Raw genomic sequence first — 18,939 nt, 5'->3', positions numbered from 1 at the left:
ATACGATTTTCTTGTTTTCTAATTTTTTTATGATGATAAACTTCCCCTAACATTAATTGAATAGGGAGATTCTAACACATGTCACGAAACGATAAAACCGATTTTACAAAATTAAATTCCATAATGCCATTTCTTTCTTAACTTTCACCACTAGTCTATAATCAATCCTAATAGTCACATTCAAGGAGGTTTTTAATTTGCACATTGACACAAAATTAATTCACGGCGGAATCACTGGTGACAAGGAAACGGGAGCCGTTTCCGTCCCGGTCTATCGCGTCTCAACTTTCAAACAAACTAAGCTGGGAGGCAATCCACGCTGGGAATACTCACGGACGGGCAATCCGACCCGTTACGCCTTTGAAACCCAGATGGCGGAACTCGAAAACGGAACTGCCGGCTTTGCCTTCAGTTCGGGGACCGCTGCCATCAATACCATCCTTTCGATGTATTCCAAGGGTGACCACATCATTGTCGGCCAAGACCTATACGGCGGGACGATTCGTCTAATTAATCAAGTGATGAAACGTTTTGGACTAGAATTCACGGCCGTTGACATGCAAGATGTAGACGCCGTCAAGGCTGCTTTTCAGCCCAACACCAAGGCCATTTACTTTGAGACTCCTACGAACCCACTGCTGACGGTAGCCGACATTCACAAATTATCCGAAATGGCGAAAAAACACGGTGCCAAAACCATCGTTGATAACACCTTTGCGACCCCTTATAATCAGAACCCATTGGATTTGGGCGCTGACGTGGTGGTTCACTCCGCCACGAAGTATCTCGGTGGACACAGTGACGTCGTGGCAGGTGTTGCCGTCACCAATGATGACCAGATTGCCGAACAGTTGGCCTTTCTGCAGAATTCCATCGGTAGTACACTTGGACCAGATGACAGTTGGTTGGTTCAACGTGGCATTAAGACGCTGGGTGCTCGCATGCGAGTTCACCAGGATAACACCAATGCGATTCTTGATTTTCTCAAAAATGAACCAAAAGTTGCGAAGGTATACTACCCTGGTGATCCTGACAATCCGAACTACAAAGTGGCAAAGAAACAGATGCGTAACTTTGGTCCTATGATTTCGTTTGAACTACAACCAGGACTGTCAGCGAAGACGTTTGTCGAAAGTTTGCAAATTATTACCCTGGCCGAAAGCCTTGGTGGCGTGGAAAGCTTGATTGAAGTCCCAGCGGTCATGACCCATGGTTCCGTTCCAAGAGCAGAACGCCTTAAGGACGGGATTGCTGACGGTCTGATTCGTTTGTCAGTCGGAATTGAGGATAAAGAAGATTTACTGGACGATTTGAAACAGGCATTTGATAAAATTTAGGAAGTAAAAAGCTAGCATATTTAGATACGAATATGCTAGCTTTTTTATTTTGCTGAGTGGTATTTTTTAATCATGAGGTACCAAATTAACTGACAAATAAAGAGAATTACATACGGAACTAGCAAAATTCCAAAAGTAATCCATTTAAGTTCAGTATTTTGGACTACACCAGTCGCATCAACTTTTCTAACAAAAATTAGTGTTGTAAATACAACAAACGTTAATGCTTCAAAAATGGATACTCCAGCCCATAATTTTATATGTAAAACACTCCAATAATTCTAATAATAGTATTTGCACATGATTATACACATTATCCGTAAGGTCGTCTATAATTGCCTAAACGAGCCAATTCTCTTGAAGGAGCATCTATCATGAACACTGTTAATCATGCATCAAAAATAATGGGACGCAACATTATGATCGAGAGAAAAAGACATGACTTATCTCAATCTGAACTAGCAAGCGGAATCTGTTCACAGTCTATGATTAGTAGTATCGAAATGGGAAATTATATCCCAAATGCCATTCTTTTATCACAGATCTGTCATAAACTAGACATTTCCATTGATAGTGTTCTACTAGCTGACTATTTTGAAATTGGCTCATTCAAAGACATTACGAAAAAAATCGAAAATTTATGTAATCAACATGAATATCAAAAATTAGTCGACCTGCTGGATCATTCAGATGTCATTAATCAACTTCACTACGACAAAGATTTTCAGAAATATTACTATTATTACGGTTGTGCGGTATTTCAACTAAAGCAAGATCCAAAGGAATCTGCCAAAATTCTTAAAATGGCATTACAATACACCTATAATTCAAAAGCCAAGCGAAACTTATCGTCGATTGAAATTCTCCTACTCAGCGCAATTGACTTTATCAATTCCAAATCAGCAAAACTCAATAGCGAACAATTCAATTTTCTAATCAACAAAATTAAAAATTATCATTTCAAAGATTACAGTGAAAATTTAAATGTTGTCTTTTATCAATACGCTTTAACCCTTTATGATCACCAAAAATATAGCGATGCAATTAATATTATTTCAGATGGAATCGTTTGGATCACAAAAAACAATTCTAACTACATGTTGTCTGATTTATACTTCTTACTATCAAAATGCTACGAAAAGTTGCGTGATAAAGACAACGAAAATAAATCTAGAAAAAATGCCACTGTTTTATCAGATGTATTTAACCAAAAAATTAATAAAAATCTGTAAACTTTAGATGATTTCATAACTTTTTTCTTAACCAAAGTAAGATAAGTAATTTAATAAAAAATAACACAAAGTATATTGCATAAACTACCAGTGCTGTAGTAAGTAAAGATACCGAAAAAAATTTACTAATTAACAGACTGATAAAGAAAAGTACAATCAATTGCCACAACATAAGTATCCCTCCCTTAATTAAATATAAGAATAATTGAGCTTACTAAAAAACGATAATTAGAATACTAATTATCGTTTTTCTATCTGCTTATTTAAAATTAAATCATAAAAAATAAGGGAGAAATTAATATGAAAGCAATTGTTCAAACCAACTATGATGGAATTGACGGTCTGGTATCTAAAGAAATATCACAACCAAGAATATTACCATTATCTAGTTTAATCAAAGTAAAGTACGTACCAGTTTTACCGTGGGATATTTATAGTGAAAATGGACTACTAGGGGATTTAAATTCAAAGGTACTTCCTAATGTTATTGGATATAGCTTTTCCGGTACTATTCAAAATTCAGGATTATTAAAAAACAGCAAAAATATCAACCAAAATGTGATTGGGGTTTCAACAACTGGAAGCTATGCCGAATATGTTTCACCAAAAATACCATTTTATACATTTAAATTGCCTAACGGAGTCTCTTTGAAACAAGGTGCTACCATTTTTGGCGGTGCAGATACTGCTCTAATGATGATCCTAGAATCAAAGATTACTTCCAGTGATAAAGTCCTTTTAATTGGAGCATCGGGTGGTGTTGGGAGTTACCTAATTCAAATGTTAAATTTATTAGGAACCGAAACGGTAATTTTTTCTTCTGAAATTGATCAAAAATTCTTATCTAGTAATTTTAAAAATAATATTGTGACCGATAAAAATGAGTTGTCTAACAACCAGTTCAACTGTGTTTTAGACACAACTGGAAATGTACAAATATTGCACAGTTTAGAAGTCAAATTATGTAGGCACGGAACCATTTTTTCGTCAGCATTACCGAACTTTATTCCCATTCGTAAAGAGATTAATTATCTGTTTAAAAATAAACCAATTGCTCCTCAAAAATACAACAAAATTATCCAAATGCTAAATGATGGTTCTTTAAAATCCTATATTGACTCAACCTATGATTTTAATCATGTCAAAGAAGCCCAAAAACATTTAAGTGATCATGGAAAACAAGGAAGGATTTTAGTGAAGATAAACAATCTTTTAGAAAATTAACCTAATATTGACAATTATTCTAACTTCGGTAAAATTATTAAAAAACAAGGAGGAAGTTATGAATTTATCTAAAAAGTTTATAATTCCAATTCTTTGCGTAACAATGTTGTTTATTCTAAGTGGATGTAAGAATTTCTCGTTAAATAGCTCTGGGAAAGATTATTTAAAAGTATATGATGCAAATAACAAAGTTATTGAAACGGCAAATGGTCATAAAAGCACTGATATTCTTTCAAAAATAGATAAAAACTATAATTCAGTAAAGAAAGAAAGGGTTCCTAAGGATGCTAAAGTAAGCTATAAATATGTAAGTCATGAAAGCAAACACAATATTAAAACCTCTTTGACCGTATATTCAAATTATAAGATCGCAAAAGTGAGCGGAATTCCAATGATTGGAAATGGCGTTATCCACTTAAATCAAAATGAATTTAACGAATTAAATAATCCTAATAAGCTAATTAATAAATACAAATAAAGTTGATTATTTTAAACGATAAATTAACGGGTCACTTTAATATCCATATATAATAAAAAAAGCTAATCATCACTGATTAGCCCAACCAATTAACGCACCTGAAATACGCGCTTGGAAGAGATATCGGACATCTCTTCCTTTTTTATTACACTATTATTGTATGTGATAAACGCATAAATGTCAATCCAACTTTTTTTACTCCCAATCAACCTCAATCTGTTAAACTGAAACCAAATAATTAATGGGAGGCATATTATGACTAGAAAAATTGGAATCATTGGTGACGGTCACGTTGGATCAACGGTGGCAAATTACATCGTTGTGAACGGTTTCGCCGATGATTTAGTAATGATTGATAAAAACGACGCCAAGGTCAACGCTGACGCCATTGACTTTCGGGAGGGGATGCCTAATCTACCCTTTCACACCAATATCATTGTGAATGATTACGACGCCTTAAAGGACGCCGACGTTGTTATCTCGGCCCTTGGTAAGATTAAACTGTCAAATAACGACAGCGACAATCGTTTTGCCGAATTATCCTACAACATCGAACAGGTCAAAGAGGTCGCACCCAAGATTCGTGATTCCGGTTTTAATGGCGTTTTGATTGCCATTACCAATCCAGTTGACGTGATTACTCAGTTGTACCAACAAATTACTGGTTTACCAAAAAAGCACGTCATCGGAACGGGAACACTCCTAGATTCTGCCAGAATGAAGCGTGCCGTTGGTGAAAAGCTAGGGATTGATTCACGCTCGGTGACTGGTTACAACCTTGGCGAGCACGGTAACTCCCAGTTTACCGCATGGTCGACCGTTCGGGCTCTTGACCAACCAATCGAAAAATTAGCCAAAAGTCGTCATCTTGACCTCGACACTTTAGACCAGGAAGCGCGCCACGGCGGTTTTAGAGTAATGCAAGGTAAGGGTTACACCAGTTACGGAGTTGCCAGTGCCGCAGTGCGACTCGCAAATACCGTTCTCGCTGATGCCCGCACCGTTTTACCAGTCTCAAACTACCGTTCCGACTATGGCGTATACTTCTCCTATCCAGTTGTAGTTGGAAGAGACGGCGTAATCGAAGATGTCCCACTTGATTTAACCGATGAAGAGAAAGATAAACTCCAGGCTTCCGCCAACTTTATCAAAAAGAACGTTGAAAAATATAGTTAAAACCAAAACACACCATAACCACTAGTCTTCTAGCAGTTACGGTGTGTTTTAGTACTGTCAGCAATTAAAATCACCACAGCAGACGTAATAATAAAAAAAGCCAATCATAGTGGACTAACTCACCTATGATAATCGCATCCAACTTGCGATGAGAAAAAAGTTAGAGATTTCTTCTCGTTTTTATTATATGGAATAAATAGTTGGATGTCAATTTAAATAAACTCACTAAATCGTGGCACTATAATCGCTCAAATCAATTACTTTATCGTATCTAGCTAAATCCTTCTGACTATAATGGTGAATAATTTCTATCAAGGTTTTATCCGACTTCAATAAAATATTATGAATCTCACTGGCTGTCTTTTGATCTAATGCCGAACTAATTTCGTCCGCCAGAATCACAGGTCGATCCGTGTATAAAGCTCTTGCGATTCCGATCCTTTGCTTTTCACCACCAGATAAATTAATTCCATTACTACCAAGCATAAAATTCATTCCATACTTTTTTACCACATTAGTCAGACCAGCTTTAGAAATAACTTCATTTATATTAGTTTTTGATTTTTTTCCAAAGGTAATGTTGTACAGGAAACTATCGTCAAAAATATACGTATCCTGGCTAATATACCCAAACAAATCTTGAAATTTACGTATGTTATGAAGATTGATCAAACAATTATTAATAGAATATTCTCCATGAGATTGAAATTGATCATTTAAAATTAATTTAAATAAAGAAGACTTCCCCGAACCAGATTCACCAATAATAGCTACCTTTTCACCATTTTGAACGTTAAACGTGAGATTCCTTAAAATCAACTTATTATCAATCGATAAAGTAACGTTGTTCATCGCCAGTTCATAAAAACGTTTTTCACCGTTTAGACTGTCAACTTCAACTGGTTTCATCATACTTTCGACTTTTGATTTAATGTCTTTAGTCGAAATAATCTGATTTCTTAGCTGAATGATATCCATACTTGGCGCTGTAATCGTGTTCGATAATTGAACTATAGCAAAGAAAGTTGCTAATTGAAGATGACCACTAATAACTAATGCAATTCCAAAAACAAACGGAATAACTAGACTAAATATCATCCCAGAAAATTCAACAATCGTGTTGGCATTATTGGTGATGAAATTAAGACTAAAAAGTGATTTTTCAAGTGTATGAGTATCAACTTGATTCTTTTTTGCCGCATTCTGCTCACCATTGTAAATCTGTAAAGTATCTCTACCATCGATTAAATTCTTTATATTATTTAAATAATTTTTACTAGCTGAAGACCATGACATAGAAGCGCTTTTGATACAATTTTGCGTAAAATGAGAAATAACCATGGGCATCAAAGCCCCGATGACAAATAAAAGGGTAATTTCCCAACTTAAGAGTAAAGACGATATGGCTGAAAAAATGATTGAATAGCTATATTTCATGATTTGCAACTCAGAATTAATCCCATTAGTTTCTAACAATTTATAATCATTCGTCAAAAAACTAAGATATTTATCACTACTCTCATGAGAGTAAAGCATATTATTAAACAATTTGGACCTTACATTTTCATTAATTTGTTGCTTAGATTTAGACTCAAAATAATTTCGACAAATCGTAGCGACAAACACAATAATGGCAAACACGGTCGCACTGATAGCGAATTTTGGAACACCATCTAAGTTTCTTTTAGTGGCAAATGAAATCAGAGAACTAATTATGTAAGCAATGATAATATTATCAAAGCTTCCAATCATGGCAGTGATGTTTAACAATATTAAGTTAGCTTTAGATTCGTAACGTAACATGGTGTTGTCCTTCTTTATTATTTATCTCATTTTAAGCTATTCACATAATATAAATAACGCATATAATATCAATAACGAAATTATCATTACTTACTAATACAAGCAGAACGAGGATTAATCTATGGATATTTCTCAAACATTAAAACACGCTCGCATGAAAAATAATTTAACCCAAGATTACGTTGCCAAAAAATTAAATGTGTCTAGAAAAACCGTTTCCAGCTGGGAAACTGGACGTCATTATCCTGATGCCGGAACTTTAGTTGATCTTAGTGACCTTTATCATGTATCAGTTGATAATTTATTAAAAGATAACGTAAAAACTACTAATAATCAGACGGTTTCAAAAAAGCATTTTAATATTTCCACTATTTTTTATTACGCAAACATTTTATTTTTGCTGTTAAGCATAATGAACTTGTTTAGGCCCTTTCATCTTCACTTTGAATGGGTAACTCCATTCTTAGTAATCAACCTTTGTTGTTACATTGTTACTTATCATAACTGGATAACAACCATTAAAAATAAACATAATCTAATGAAAATTGTTCTAGTTTCAATCATCTTCTTTTCAATTACTCTTTTAGTCGGGATGATTTCCATCGAGCCGGGACTATCAACCAAATATGCAATTCCAGATACAATCGGCGTCTTCATCCATATCTTTACAATGACAATTAGCTTTATCGTAGCGTTATATTTTCACTAAAAAGGGAATTACCAACAACTCAGTAATTCCCTTTATCATATTATGAAAGTAAACAATATCCCAGCTACCATCACGTAACAATTAAGTAATTTATATCTACTCTAACGTTACATACGGTTAATACCATTAATAAATCACACAACGACATTTAAACCGAATCGAATCCATAAAAAAATGATTGCCTCACTAGGCAATCATTTTATTTTATATTTATATGAGCAGCCAAGGACTTGAACCTCAATCTCACGAATAAAGAATTCGTTGCTCTAACAAGTTGAGCTAGCCGCTCGCAAGCAAAACTCAATTACATTTACTAGTATAATGCATATTAGCACGTCCGACAACACTTTTTGCAGTCGATTAATGAAAACTTCATAATTTTAATTACTAGTGTCGATGTCGATTAAACTTCCTGATTTGTAGAATTAAGTAGACTAACAACAGAAGGATAACCAGTAATTCAATCGCGCCCATGACCATCTTCATCACATTTACTGGATTGGTCGATTTGTAAACGACGGGGACACTCATGGAACTGTTTGGTAATAAGTCTAATTCATTTTGAGACGCCTGGATGTTAACCGTTCCAACCCTCTCGCCCTTCATAATTGGAGCAAGTGGCGTTTTGAAAACCCTAGAGTGGTTGGTAGAGACAAAGTCTGTCTTTAATTTTTCACCCTGCGGTAACCAGTACGTTTGAGGTGCCGTCAAGCCAATTTTAGTTTTAGGATTTTGTCCGTTAACAACGTTGACGGTTTTATTTTTAATCACGTTGTCACCAATCGTAATTGGTTCCAAGTTTTGACTGATTTGATTGAGCATTAATTGAGTTTGGGTGAAACGCTGCTCCTTGGGTGCTCCCAAAACCACAGTGATGACCCGATCGTTGTTGCTGGTACCGGTTCCCACAAAATTCTCGCCAGCGGTATTACTGGTTCCCGTCTTTAATCCGTCAATCTTGAATGGATTAGTTTGGCCCAGAAGTAAGTTAGTGTTCTTGTGCGTCTTTCCATCCCATTCCAATGTGGTCATTGAGGTAGTCTTTAAGATTTGCGGGTATTGAGTAATTAATTTCTGTGCTAATTGAGCTAATTCCTTAGCTGACATCGTATTCTCAGCGTCATCACTTAGTTTCGGATTCTTTAGCGCGCCTAAATCGTGATTAGCCAATCCACATGCGTTATAGAATTGCCCGTTCTTAATTCCCAATTTTTTGACTTCTTGATTCATCATTTTACCGAAGTCGTGGTTAGGACCTGCCAAATATTCGCCAAGTGCCATGGCAGCACCGTTAGCAGAACAAACCAGACTCGCGTCGTACAGTTGTTTAACCGTGTACAATTGCCCAGCTTTCAACGGAACGTTGGTAAAATCACGTTTCTGACTCAAATTAGCAACCCCAGGGCTAATTTTGACCTTGCTGTCCCACGAGATCTTTTTTGCTTTTATTTGGTTTAACACAATATATGTAGTAATAAGTTTACTAACGGATGCGATCGGCAACTCTTGGTTAGCGTTTTTGCTATAAATGATCTGGCCGCTGGTGGCATCAACGGCAATGGCACTTTTGGCCTTTATGTTAATTTCATTCTGTGAAATGGGCGGCTGTTTGTTACTAGCATTGACCGTACTAGGATTGAAGATCAGCGGCATGATTAAAAACACCAGCGAAAATATTACGCTCAGCGTCAGTAATTGATGTTTTTTACTTTTCAAAATCAAATGACCTCTTTTTATTAAATGATATTTTTTGTAGATAACACTTATACGTCTATTGTACTAAATTAATAAAATAATCAAAATATGCCATTAAAAATAAGCTGACAATCACCATTAGATTGTCAGCTTATTTTATCTTGTTTAAAGCTTTAAACAACAATTTCGAAATATATTCGGGTGATTCAGGATTATTCTTCCTAAGCCACTTATCTAATACATTCCAGTATCCACCAACGAAAAAAGTCATGATGTAATTTGCCCCATTTTCACTCACGTTTACATGCCACGGGAAACTAAATAAAGAATAAACATCCTCAGATTTATCTCTTTTTTTCAACATAATCGGAATAAATAAATCTCTTTGAATTAAAATCCTTACCTTATCTTTTTTAGACCACCAAAAAGCAAAAAAGATATCCAATATATCTTTAAATGACATCTCTTCATTAACTTTTTGCTTCAACATTTCAAAATACTCATTAAACAAATTGTCACAATAATAATTCAGTAAATCCGCCTTATTATCAAAAATACGATAAAAAGTTCGTCGAGCTAATTGGGCTTCTTGAGTAACGTTACTAATCGTAATTTCAGAATAATTCTTGCGTTTTAATAGTTCGAAGAAAGCGTCAACGAGCCACGCTCTTGACCGATCAGTACTCTTACTCATTTTTTATCCTCCTGTCACAAAATAACGAAATATGTATCACTTGTTGAAATAGTATAGACGAAATTTAATCTTCAGTACTATACTAACAGCAATTCAAAAAATGTCACACATGTGACAGCAAGGAGATTGAAAATGAAAATACTTTTAAGCTTTTGGATCTTACCAATTTTATTTATGCTTCACGATTTTGAAGAAATTATTTTCGTTCCAAATTGGGTAAAAAAGAATGTCGTAACCTTATCAAAAATGAAGAATCCATTATTTGGAGCTGCAAAAAATTCAAGTTTATTTTCCGTTGGTGTATTAGAAGAATTTATTATATTAGTTTTAATATCAGTTATTTGTATTATTTCAAATAATTCGATCCTTTATTTATCGTTTTTGTTGATTTACACTTTCCATTTTCTAATTCACTACTCAGCAACAATACGTTTTAAATCTTACACACCTGGCATAGTGTCTGCCATTTTAGAATTACCAATTATGATTTGGATCATAATTAAATATTGGAAATTAAGCAACACATCTTTAATTGTATTTCTTCTTTATTTAATTCCAACTATCTGCTTTGCTCATTTTAATCTTCTAATAATGCATAAATTAATCGATTTTTGTTAAAAAAGATAATAATTAACTTAATTATCGTAATGATTTGTTATAACATTGGATCTAAATTTAATAAAAATAAAAAGCCAATCATCACTGATTAGCTCAATCAAAATATTTCGTTATTCAATATTGATAATTAGTTCCACCACAACATCACATAAACAATAGTGGCAAACGCAAAGAAAATTCCATTAATTACGTACGTTTTCTTGGTTGGATAACACAAGAAATCGATTAAGTTCAGAATTAGGATAATGGGCAATCCAATTATCGTAAAACCACTCACAATGGAATCAATAAACTGTGGCATTTTCATTCCAATCATGATCAAGCCAAGCAGCAACGCGGAAACAACATAGATCAGGTTGATGATAAGCATCCCGACTGATGCGTACTTATTGTATTTAGTTGAACTTGGTTTACCCTTTTTAAACAGAACGTTATAAAACAAAGCGTAAACTACGGCGAACACCACCATTCCGTAGATTAAAATAATCCAAAACATGGCGGGACTAAGGGTGAGGCTGGTCTTAATGTTTATAACCGCAAACAATTCTGGAAAACTACCGAAAACAATCAAAGCCGAAAGCAATGGTGCCAAGATAAACTTACCTAATGACTTAAGAAATCGCATACAGACACTCTTCTTTCAATTAAATTCAATCCTTAGGTAAATTATACTATAAACGAAAAAAATACCAACTAACTCCCATTTGGAATTAGTTGGTATTTTTGACTATTCATTAAATTAATTTCCTTCTAATGTATCCGGAACAGCCATCAATCACCATGACCATGATGACGATCCCCAATAAGATGATCCCCACTCTCGGCCAGTTCCGAGTGTTCAATGCCATAATCATCGGAGCCCCGATTCCGCCAGCACCAACCAAACCAAGGATTGAGGCAGCTCGAACTGAAATTTCAAAGCTGTACAAAGTGTATGAAATCAAAGCCGGCAGGATGGTCGGCCACGTCGATAGTGCGAAAACCTGTGGCTTGCTGCCGCCAGCCGCCACGATGGAATACTCCGAACTGTGATTCATTTCCTCAATGGATTCTGAGAAGAGTTTCCCTAGCATCCCGATGGAGTGAATCCCAAGTGCCATGACTCCGGCAAAACTACCGGGTCCCACTGCTTTAATGAACATAATCGCTAAAACGATTTCGGGGAAAGCTCGAATGGCGGTCAAAAGGAAGGTTCCCACCTTAGACGTTACGTTATACTTACTACTCTTACTATGAGCAGCGAAGAACGCAAACGGAACACTGATGACAGCGGCAATGATGGTTCCTAAAAAGGCAATGGCAAGCGTCATAATCAACTGTGACACCAGGTCTTCACCACTACCGTTGTAGATGTAGGACCAATCAGGGTGAATTAGTCCCATGAAGATGGACTTGGAAACCGTGCCAGCCGATTCCTGAATCTGACTAAATTTCATGTCAGAGAAACACCAGCCATAAATCAAAATGATGATGATTGCCCAAACGATCCAGCTGTAGCGGTCCCATCGTTTTTGTTTTTCGTTAATTTTTGGAAGGGTCACTGTAGTTTCCTCCTCAAGTAATTACTAAGGATGTCAATCACCAGAACCGTTACGAAGGTTGCAAGAATTACAACCGCCGTCTCGGAGTAGTTAAATTCATCGATGGTTTGTTGAAGATACAACCCAAGTCCTCCAGCACCAACGTATCCTAAAACGGTTGATGAACGAACGTTAACTTCTAGGGTATACAGGAAGAAACTACAAAACTGACCCGCAATCTGGGGAATAATCGCTAAGCGAATAATTTGAAGGATGCTGGCACCAGAAGCTTTCATGGCTTCAGCTGGCCCCATATCGACTGTCTCTAACACTTCATAGAACAGTTTAGAAATCATCCCAAACGAGAAGATGGCAAGGGTAATCGTTCCAGTCGTTGGACCAATCCCAAAGATGGCAACTAAGATAGCTGCTAGTAGCAGTGATGGTAACGTTCTGACGATGTCCAGTACGAACCGAGACGTGCCGTGAATAACCTTACTGTGGTCAAGATTCCGAGCGGCCAGAAAAGCGGCGGGAATCGCAAAAACGGTCCCAATCGTGGTTCCAAGGATTGCCATCTGAACGGTCTGAACCAGCGGATCCCAGATAAAACTAAAGTACGACCAGTCCGGGTTACTCATTTGACCAATCAGAACCCCAAACTGGGCGATGTTCGAGATAAACAAGCTGGGATCAACCCCACAAATTTTCATGGAGTAAACGAACAGAATTATCAGAATGGCAATTACGATGATGCCCTTAACGTGATACTTTTTGACAAAGGACATCTTCGGCATGTCGCTAGTGTGCATTAGCTATTGCCTCCTTCGTAAATCGCCTTCAAATCTTCTGGAGTCGAGTCAGCCGCTGGCTTGTCGAACACCAATTTTCCATCCCGAATTCCAATAATTCGGTCCGCAAATTCAAGTGCTAGTTCAACTGAATGTAGGTTCACCAGAACAGTATCGTGATCCTTGACGTTTAAATTCTTCAAATCCTGCATGACCCCGTGACTAGTCTTGGGATCTAGCGAGGCAACTGGTTCGTCAGCCAGAACCAAATCAGGTTCCTGCATCATTGTTCGTGCGATGGCAACCCGTTGCATCTGTCCTCCAGAAAGGGAGTCCGCCCGATCGTATAATTTTTTGAGCATGTTAACGTGGTCCAGTGATCGAACGGCCTTCTCCTTGTCTTCTTTACTGTACAAACCGAGAAGCGTCTTCCAGATTGGATAGTAGCCAACCCTCCCACTTAAGACGTTTTTTTGAACCGTAAGCCGGTTCACTAAGTTGAAACTTTGAAAAATCATTCCAATTTTTCGGCGAAAGTGACGGAGCGCTTTCCCCTTCAATTTAGAAATATCAGTCCCGTTGATGATAATCTTACCGTCACTGATATCTTGCATCCGATTAATGGAACGAAACAGGGTGCTTTTCCCAGCACCCGAGAGTCCAACGACAGCGATGAATTCACCGCGTTTGACGTTAAAACTAATATCATCTAATCCTTTAATACCACTAGGATAAGTTTTGGTAACATGATTAACTTGTAAAATATCCGAATCGCTCAATTTAATCCCTCTCGCTTATTCTTTGGTTTTACTAATCTTGTTAGCTTGGTCCATGTACGAATGAAGTTGCTTAAATTCTGACTTCTTGTACGGAACGTATCCCTCTTCTTGATAAATCTTGAAGATAACGTCGTGACCCTCTTTGGTCTTTGCCATGTTCTCGTAGGCTTTGGCAATCTTCTTCTGCCACGACTCCGACATATCACTTCGACAAGCAACCACGTCGTTTGGAATGGCCTTAGTCGTGTAAATGACCTTGGTATCCTTCATAACGTTCGGATTATCCTTTTGGACTAAAGTTTGAGCACCTTGGAAGGTGAACGCAGCATCGTTATTTTTGTTTAAAACGGACAGCACGGCCTGATCGTAACCATTAATAACGTCGGTCTTGATGCCATCCTTGTTAATATTAATTCCGTGCTTCATAAGCTCAACGACCGGATAAATATAACCCGCCGTTGAATTCGTGGTACCAGTGGCAATCTTTTTGCCCTTTAAATCGTTGATGTTGTTGATACCACTATCTTTTCTGACAACAATTGTGGAATAAAAGTGATCTGATGACTTGTTAGTAAGTTGCAAAGTCTTCGGATCGCGTGCTTGGCGCGTCGCTTGAACGAGGGGAACCACCTTGTAATTCTTTTGCGCTAAGACAAAGTCCCCAGGATTCATTTCAGAAACATCTAATGTCTTTGAACCCATGGCCTGAATAAGTGAATTCCCGTCAGTTGAAACCTTGACCGTAACCGGGATATGAAGCTGTTTTTCTAACTGTTTGGCGAGTGGCTTGGCTTCTGCATTGGCCTGCCCAGCGTTCACTGACGGAGTAAAACCAACCGTCAATTTCTTTGGTTTGTAGTTACTAGACTGTTTCCCACATCCAACTAATCCAACCGACAAAAATGTAATGGCAGCACCTGCTGTGATCCATTTCAAAGCTTGCTTGAGTTTCATTACGAGTCCCTCCCAAAAAATTGTTGTACCAGACAAATTAATCATATCATGATACATACAATTTTCAATAAATATCTTTTAATTGTTCGTATTTTATTTAAATATGCACTCAATATATTCTTTGCTTTCCAATATATTAATTAATTAACGAATATTAATAATCAGTGTAATTAGAGCAAACAAAAAGGACAACACCAATAAGTACGAGTTGTCCTTAAGAAAATTTTGGTAGATAAAATTATTTTCTGTTTCACGTGAAACTATTTTGATGATGATTTCATGCCAAATAATAAAATAATTGACAGATTTATAAATTAGAAATAGAATTGAAGAGTAATAAAAAAGGAAGAGATGTCGTTACCATCTCTTCCCGCGCAGATTTATGTGTTATTTGGGTAAAAAGCTAATCTTTGCGGTTAGCTTTTTTATTATCGCGTATGCCTTAGCACAATTAATGGTCGCACACGAGATAATAAGAGCCACTATTGCTAGTGGTACAATCCCAGTAACCTACTTTCTTCTGTATTCAAGCGACTCACCTCTTCATCATAAGTTATCTGCCCACTTATCGAAGTCATCAATATTTCCAATTTTATTAGTTTTGCCGTTAAGAGCATCATTTCTAGCTTGAATATTTGCTAAAATATCTTTATCATCGCGTACATTGCTTCTAGCTTTTCTTTTCCTTACCATAATTCCATCCCCTTAGATCAATAGTAAGGCATTATGTAAACAATGAAAACATGATATACACATTATTTATTATTAATAATTGAATAAAACTCAAAAAACATCCCCACTTAAAAAAAATGAGGATGTTTTTTCGTATCTTATTTTGTGTAGGTTCTAATCTTTGGTGCTGTGTATGTGGTCATAAATTCATAGATTTCAGACAACGAATCCGAAAAAAGTAACTTTTTGCGATCTTCCACCGTCAAAAATTCTTTTTCGGTCATTTCATCAAACATTTGTTTAAGCGGATCGTAGTATCCCTGAACGTTATACAACACACATGGATCATCATTGTCGCCAATTCGAGCCCATGAAAAAGCTTCAGAAATCTCTTCTAGAGTCCCAGGACCACCTGGAAGTGCGATACAACCATCCGATTGAGTCAACATTTTTTGTTTGCGAATATCCATATTAGGCACTACGTCCAAACTAGTCAGCCCGTCCATGCTGGCCCCACGCTCAACTAACTCTTTTGGCATGATGCCGTGAACTACTCCACCAAGTTCTAAAACTGTCTTGGCAAGCAATCCCATGAGACCAACACCGCCACCACCATAAACTAACGCTAAGTCATGGTTAACCAACCATTTTGCCAATTTTTTGGTGGCTTCTTGGTATGCTGGATCATTGCCAGGAGCCGCACCACAAAATACTGCAACTGATTTCATATTCCGTTCTCCTTTAACTATTTTTATATCTCGTATAATACCACTCTAAACCAGTAGTAACGGGTAATTTAGCAAATTGTTTCATGTGAAACTATCTTAATTTTGTTTATTCATCATAAATACTGGCATCATATTTAAAGGGATGGTCCCTAAATAACTGACTGTAAAACGCGATTTCGGAAAAAGCTCGATTTAATTTTCTTATGTCTACGGCTTCCCCGGGAGCATCTTTTACAAAACTCCCATCGTCAGCAAAATTTTTATCGACCTTTCGAATTAAAGTTGGCTTTGGCAGGGTAAATAGGCCCAGTTGTCCAAGCGTTGGTAACAAAGCCGGATAAGAAGATTGGCCACCTCGAGAATTATTAGAATAGGTAATAATCTTGGCCGGTTTGCCCTTGGCTTCAAACGCCAAAAAGTCGAGCGCATTCTTTAAAACAGCCGGAAACGAATGATTATATTCAGGAACCAAAAAGAGATAACCATCCGCTTTCTTCATGTCATCCACCCATTTTTGTTCATTAGGTTTTAAAATCCGGTTTTGGTTGTCCATTGGCGCAACATCTTCGTAGAAAAAAGGCAAATCGTAGTCCGCCAAACTAATAAAATTGAAATCAGCATTATTAACCCGCTCAAAATCACCTTGTCGATTACGTAAGTACTTAAAGATCCGACGTCCCAGACTGGCCTTTCTTGAACTACTCAAAATAATGTTAATTGTCATTAAACATCACCTCAACCCATTTTCTAATCATTATACCTTTAAAATCAAAATAAAAAACCGAATCAGCTTTATCGCCAATCCGGAAATTTACTTATCAACTATTTCTTGGCTTCTTCTTTCGGACGATCAATTACCTTAACCTTATCGCCACCGATAATTAACTGATCACAAATATTTAAGAACAGACCGTGTTCAACAACTCCGGTGTAGTTCTTCAAGTTGTGAGCTAACTTTTGTAAGTCAGCATCTTCTGGAATTGTAATGTCGATTAGGTAATTTCCTGAGTCAGTTTGAAGAATATCACCGTCATCTCTGAAGCGGAACTCTGGTTTGTATCCGGCTTCATTTAAGTATCGGAAGACACCCATTCCACCGAACGGAATGACTTCAACTGGCAACTTCTGCCCAGCTAAGGTCTTGTGATACTTGGTCGAATCAACGATCCAAACGTTCTTGTCTGACATGGTTGCGACCAATTTCTCAAAGAGTAAGGCAGCTCCGCCACCCTTGATTCCGTTGAGCTTGTCGTCAACGGCGTCGGCGCCATCAACCGTTAAGTCCACCCGATCAATGGTGTTAACGTCAAGCATTGGCATTCCAAGACTTTCGGCTAATTTCTCGGTGCCAACTGAAGTGGCGACGCATTGAACGTCTAAGCCCTCTTTTTTGATTCGTTCGTTAATGGCTTTGACGAAGTAGGCAGCCGTACTACCAGATCCAAGTCCTAACACAATGTGATTTGGAACTCGAGCAGCGGCGTATTCAGCAGCTTGTTTCTTCTCTTTTTCGATCACTTCTTTAGTCTTGGAAGTCTTACTGATGACATCCAAGACATCTTTTTCATAAGGAATGGAGTTCTGTGCTCCAGCCACTTGAACCGTCAGTGATGAGGCGTGGTTAGCGTACAACATCGCATCTTTGATGTTAGCATTGTTTAAATCCAAACGTGATGCCAAGGCTCCGATGAAAGTATCACCAGCAGCGGTTGTGTCAACAGCTTTGACCTTAAAGGCTGGAATGAAAGCATGACTTGCTGGAGTAGCATAGAATGAACCCTTGTCCCCAACGGTGATGATCACCATTCTAATGCCTAGTTTAAAGAAGTACTCCGCGTTCTTCATCATGGAATCGTCGTCAATCACCTTAATCCCAGTGAGGGCCTCTGCTTCCGTTTCGTTAGGGGTAATAATATCAGTCAATTGGAGTAATTCTTCTGGTAACTTCTTAGCAGGGGCTGGGTTCAAAATGGTCTGAACCTCATTTTTCTTCGCAATCTTAAATGCTTCGATAATCGTTGGTACTGGAATTTCTAGTTGTGCAATCGCACGGTCCGCATTCTTAATGGCGTCTTCGTGTTGGTCAACGTCCTCCGGTGTCATGGCCATGTTGGCTCCACCATAGACATAGATCGAGTTTTGACCAGTACTATCAACGGTAATGTAGGCCTGCCCAGTTTGTTGCGCTTTAGTAGTAATCACGGAATCAAGGTTCATCCCGTCCTTTTTAAATCCTTCAATCATGAACTTAGCGTCTTCGTCATCACCTAACTTAGTGATAAAAGTCGTATCGGCACCAGATCTTGCCGCAGCAATTGCCTGATTGGCACCCTTTCCGCCACCATGAGATTCTTGGTGGTTTTTCACCGCTAAGGTTTCACCAGGTAACGCATACTTATCAACGTTTAGAACTTTATCAACGTTGGTAGATCCAATCACAACAACTTTTTTACTCATTTTACTGCCTCCCTATTTGCAACCGCTTTCATTATGTATATCATATCATTGCGGGAAATAGTTGTATATAGA

General features: G+C 37.4%; 20 protein-coding genes and 1 tRNA gene. 7 read left to right on the top strand and 14 right to left on the bottom strand.

Features of this window, described 5'->3' with window-relative positions; translation table 11 throughout:
* Positions 1-197 precede the first annotated feature (197 nt).
* A complete protein-coding gene (locus AC6UC9_RS06120; protein ID WP_500701452.1) occupies positions 198-1,337 on the top strand; it encodes a trans-sulfuration enzyme family protein in 1,140 nt (379 codons plus the stop codon).
* Between the two features lie 44 nt (positions 1,338-1,381).
* Here AC6UC9_RS06120 and AC6UC9_RS06115 read toward each other — a convergent pair whose 3' ends face one another.
* The gene (locus tag AC6UC9_RS06115; RefSeq protein ID WP_500701473.1) at positions 1,382-1,597 is read right to left on the bottom strand and encodes a DUF3923 family protein; all 216 of its coding nucleotides are present in this window, start codon (positions 1,595-1,597) and stop codon (positions 1,382-1,384) included.
* Between the two features lie 114 nt (positions 1,598-1,711).
* Here AC6UC9_RS06115 and AC6UC9_RS06110 point away from each other — a divergent pair, with 114 nt between their 5' ends.
* The 4 genes from AC6UC9_RS06110 (at position 1,712) to AC6UC9_RS06095 (ending at position 5,447) form a co-directional block, all read left to right on the top strand.
* Positions 1,712-2,569 (top strand): helix-turn-helix transcriptional regulator, encoded by an 858-nt coding sequence (locus tag AC6UC9_RS06110; protein WP_500701451.1) that lies wholly within the window; start codon positions 1,712-1,714, stop codon positions 2,567-2,569.
* Positions 2,570-2,869: 300 nt separating this feature from the next.
* Positions 2,870-3,793, top strand: a complete 924-nt coding sequence (locus AC6UC9_RS06105; protein ID WP_500695925.1) for a zinc-binding dehydrogenase — start codon at positions 2,870-2,872, stop codon at positions 3,791-3,793.
* A 58-nt stretch (positions 3,794-3,851) separates the two neighbouring features.
* Entirely contained in the window at positions 3,852-4,271 is a 420-nt protein-coding gene (locus tag AC6UC9_RS06100; RefSeq protein WP_500701450.1) for a hypothetical protein, read from the top strand.
* 255 nt (positions 4,272-4,526) lie between these two features.
* Positions 4,527-5,447: an L-lactate dehydrogenase gene (locus AC6UC9_RS06095; protein ID WP_500701449.1), complete on the top strand. Its 921-nt coding sequence runs from the start codon at positions 4,527-4,529 to the stop codon at positions 5,445-5,447.
* 225 nt (positions 5,448-5,672) lie between these two features.
* Here the strand turns inward: AC6UC9_RS06095 and AC6UC9_RS06090 are convergent, their stop codons facing one another.
* Positions 5,673-7,250: an ATP-binding cassette domain-containing protein gene (locus AC6UC9_RS06090; protein ID WP_500701448.1), complete on the bottom strand. Its 1,578-nt coding sequence runs from the start codon at positions 7,248-7,250 to the stop codon at positions 5,673-5,675.
* Positions 7,251-7,371: 121 nt separating this feature from the next.
* On the opposite strand from AC6UC9_RS06090, the gene AC6UC9_RS06085 reads away from it, so the two are divergent.
* Positions 7,372-7,959 carry a helix-turn-helix domain-containing protein gene (locus tag AC6UC9_RS06085; protein ID WP_500701447.1) on the top strand — a complete coding sequence of 196 codons (588 nt, stop codon included), beginning with the start codon at positions 7,372-7,374 and terminating at the stop codon, positions 7,957-7,959.
* 215 nt (positions 7,960-8,174) lie between these two features.
* Here AC6UC9_RS06085 and AC6UC9_RS06080 read toward each other — a convergent pair.
* From AC6UC9_RS06080 to AC6UC9_RS06070, 3 genes are all read right to left on the bottom strand, one after another.
* Positions 8,175-8,248 (bottom strand) — tRNA-Lys (locus AC6UC9_RS06080).
* Positions 8,249-8,346: 98 nt separating this feature from the next.
* Positions 8,347-9,675: a D-alanyl-D-alanine carboxypeptidase family protein gene (locus AC6UC9_RS06075; RefSeq protein ID WP_500701446.1), complete on the bottom strand. Its 1,329-nt coding sequence runs from the start codon at positions 9,673-9,675 to the stop codon at positions 8,347-8,349.
* Positions 9,676-9,805: 130 nt separating this feature from the next.
* Positions 9,806-10,348 (bottom strand): TetR/AcrR family transcriptional regulator, encoded by a 543-nt coding sequence (locus tag AC6UC9_RS06070; protein ID WP_500701445.1) that lies wholly within the window; start codon positions 10,346-10,348, stop codon positions 9,806-9,808.
* 132 nt (positions 10,349-10,480) lie between these two features.
* Between AC6UC9_RS06070 and AC6UC9_RS06065 the strand changes: the two genes are divergently transcribed.
* Entirely contained in the window at positions 10,481-10,966 is a 486-nt protein-coding gene (locus AC6UC9_RS06065) for an HXXEE domain-containing protein (RefSeq protein ID WP_500701444.1), read from the top strand.
* A 127-nt stretch (positions 10,967-11,093) separates the two neighbouring features.
* Here the strand turns inward: AC6UC9_RS06065 and AC6UC9_RS06060 are convergent, their stop codons facing one another.
* The 9 genes from AC6UC9_RS06060 to rbsK all read right to left on the bottom strand — a co-directional run bounded on the left by AC6UC9_RS06060 (position 11,094) and on the right by rbsK (position 18,867).
* Positions 11,094-11,591 (bottom strand): hypothetical protein, encoded by a 498-nt coding sequence (locus tag AC6UC9_RS06060; RefSeq protein ID WP_500701443.1) that lies wholly within the window; start codon positions 11,589-11,591, stop codon positions 11,094-11,096.
* A gap of 109 nt (positions 11,592-11,700) precedes the next feature.
* Positions 11,701-12,507 carry a phosphonate ABC transporter, permease protein PhnE gene (phnE, locus tag AC6UC9_RS06055; RefSeq protein ID WP_500701442.1) on the bottom strand — a complete coding sequence of 269 codons (807 nt, stop codon included), beginning with the start codon at positions 12,505-12,507 and terminating at the stop codon, positions 11,701-11,703.
* Positions 12,504-13,298: a phosphonate ABC transporter, permease protein PhnE gene (gene phnE / locus AC6UC9_RS06050; protein ID WP_500701441.1), complete on the bottom strand. Its 795-nt coding sequence runs from the start codon at positions 13,296-13,298 to the stop codon at positions 12,504-12,506. The genes phnE (AC6UC9_RS06055) and phnE (AC6UC9_RS06050) overlap by 4 nt, the downstream gene beginning before the upstream one ends.
* Positions 13,298-14,062 (bottom strand): phosphonate ABC transporter ATP-binding protein, encoded by a 765-nt coding sequence (gene phnC / locus AC6UC9_RS06045; protein WP_500701472.1) that lies wholly within the window; start codon positions 14,060-14,062, stop codon positions 13,298-13,300. Before phnC ends, phnE (AC6UC9_RS06050) begins: the two co-directional genes overlap by 1 nt.
* Positions 14,063-14,071: 9 nt before the next feature.
* Positions 14,072-15,010, bottom strand: coding sequence for a phosphate/phosphite/phosphonate ABC transporter substrate-binding protein (locus tag AC6UC9_RS06040; protein ID WP_500701440.1), 939 nt, complete (start codon positions 15,008-15,010; stop codon positions 14,072-14,074).
* A gap of 546 nt (positions 15,011-15,556) precedes the next feature.
* Positions 15,557-15,703 carry a hypothetical protein gene (locus AC6UC9_RS06035; RefSeq protein WP_500701439.1) on the bottom strand — a complete coding sequence of 49 codons (147 nt, stop codon included), beginning with the start codon at positions 15,701-15,703 and terminating at the stop codon, positions 15,557-15,559.
* Positions 15,704-15,840: 137 nt separating this feature from the next.
* Positions 15,841-16,410: an LOG family protein gene (locus tag AC6UC9_RS06030; RefSeq protein WP_500701438.1), complete on the bottom strand. Its 570-nt coding sequence runs from the start codon at positions 16,408-16,410 to the stop codon at positions 15,841-15,843.
* Positions 16,411-16,516: 106 nt separating this feature from the next.
* Positions 16,517-17,134: an NADPH-dependent FMN reductase gene (locus AC6UC9_RS06025; RefSeq protein WP_500701437.1), complete on the bottom strand. Its 618-nt coding sequence runs from the start codon at positions 17,132-17,134 to the stop codon at positions 16,517-16,519.
* A 98-nt stretch (positions 17,135-17,232) separates the two neighbouring features.
* Positions 17,233-18,867 (bottom strand): ribokinase, encoded by a 1,635-nt coding sequence (rbsK, locus tag AC6UC9_RS06020; protein ID WP_500701436.1) that lies wholly within the window; start codon positions 18,865-18,867, stop codon positions 17,233-17,235.
* Between the last annotated feature and the right edge of the window lie 72 nt (positions 18,868-18,939).

Source organism: Fructilactobacillus sp. X7R4C1 (assembly GCF_059901115.1).
The sequence above is the reverse complement of the archived record's forward strand: the minus strand, read 5'-3'. Positions and strand labels throughout refer to the sequence as shown.

Excerpts from the sequence above, each read along its gene's own strand:
- AC6UC9_RS06040 (WP_500701440.1), bottom strand. The coding sequence starts at position 15,010 with ATGAAACTCAAGCAAGCTTTGAAATGGATCACAGCAGGTGCTGCCATT.
- AC6UC9_RS06025 (WP_500701437.1), bottom strand. The coding sequence starts at position 17,134 with ATGACAATTAACATTATTTTGAGTAGTTCAAGAAAGGCCAGTCTGGGA.
- AC6UC9_RS06035 (WP_500701439.1), bottom strand. The coding sequence starts at position 15,703 with ATGGTAAGGAAAAGAAAAGCTAGAAGCAATGTACGCGATGATAAAGAT.
- AC6UC9_RS06095 (WP_500701449.1), top strand. The coding sequence starts at position 4,527 with ATGACTAGAAAAATTGGAATCATTGGTGACGGTCACGTTGGATCAACG.
- AC6UC9_RS06090 (WP_500701448.1), bottom strand. The coding sequence starts at position 7,250 with ATGTTACGTTACGAATCTAAAGCTAACTTAATATTGTTAAACATCACT.
- AC6UC9_RS06065 (WP_500701444.1), top strand. The coding sequence starts at position 10,481 with ATGAAAATACTTTTAAGCTTTTGGATCTTACCAATTTTATTTATGCTT.
- AC6UC9_RS06110 (WP_500701451.1), top strand. The coding sequence starts at position 1,712 with ATGAACACTGTTAATCATGCATCAAAAATAATGGGACGCAACATTATG.
- AC6UC9_RS06060 (WP_500701443.1), bottom strand. The coding sequence starts at position 11,591 with ATGCGATTTCTTAAGTCATTAGGTAAGTTTATCTTGGCACCATTGCTT.
- rbsK (WP_500701436.1), bottom strand. The coding sequence starts at position 18,867 with ATGAGTAAAAAAGTTGTTGTGATTGGATCTACCAACGTTGATAAAGTT.
- AC6UC9_RS06085 (WP_500701447.1), top strand. The coding sequence starts at position 7,372 with ATGGATATTTCTCAAACATTAAAACACGCTCGCATGAAAAATAATTTA.
- AC6UC9_RS06100 (WP_500701450.1), top strand. The coding sequence starts at position 3,852 with ATGAATTTATCTAAAAAGTTTATAATTCCAATTCTTTGCGTAACAATG.
- AC6UC9_RS06105 (WP_500695925.1), top strand. The coding sequence starts at position 2,870 with ATGAAAGCAATTGTTCAAACCAACTATGATGGAATTGACGGTCTGGTA.
- AC6UC9_RS06070 (WP_500701445.1), bottom strand. The coding sequence starts at position 10,348 with ATGAGTAAGAGTACTGATCGGTCAAGAGCGTGGCTCGTTGACGCTTTC.
- phnE (WP_500701441.1), bottom strand. The coding sequence starts at position 13,298 with ATGCACACTAGCGACATGCCGAAGATGTCCTTTGTCAAAAAGTATCAC.
- AC6UC9_RS06030 (WP_500701438.1), bottom strand. The coding sequence starts at position 16,410 with ATGAAATCAGTTGCAGTATTTTGTGGTGCGGCTCCTGGCAATGATCCA.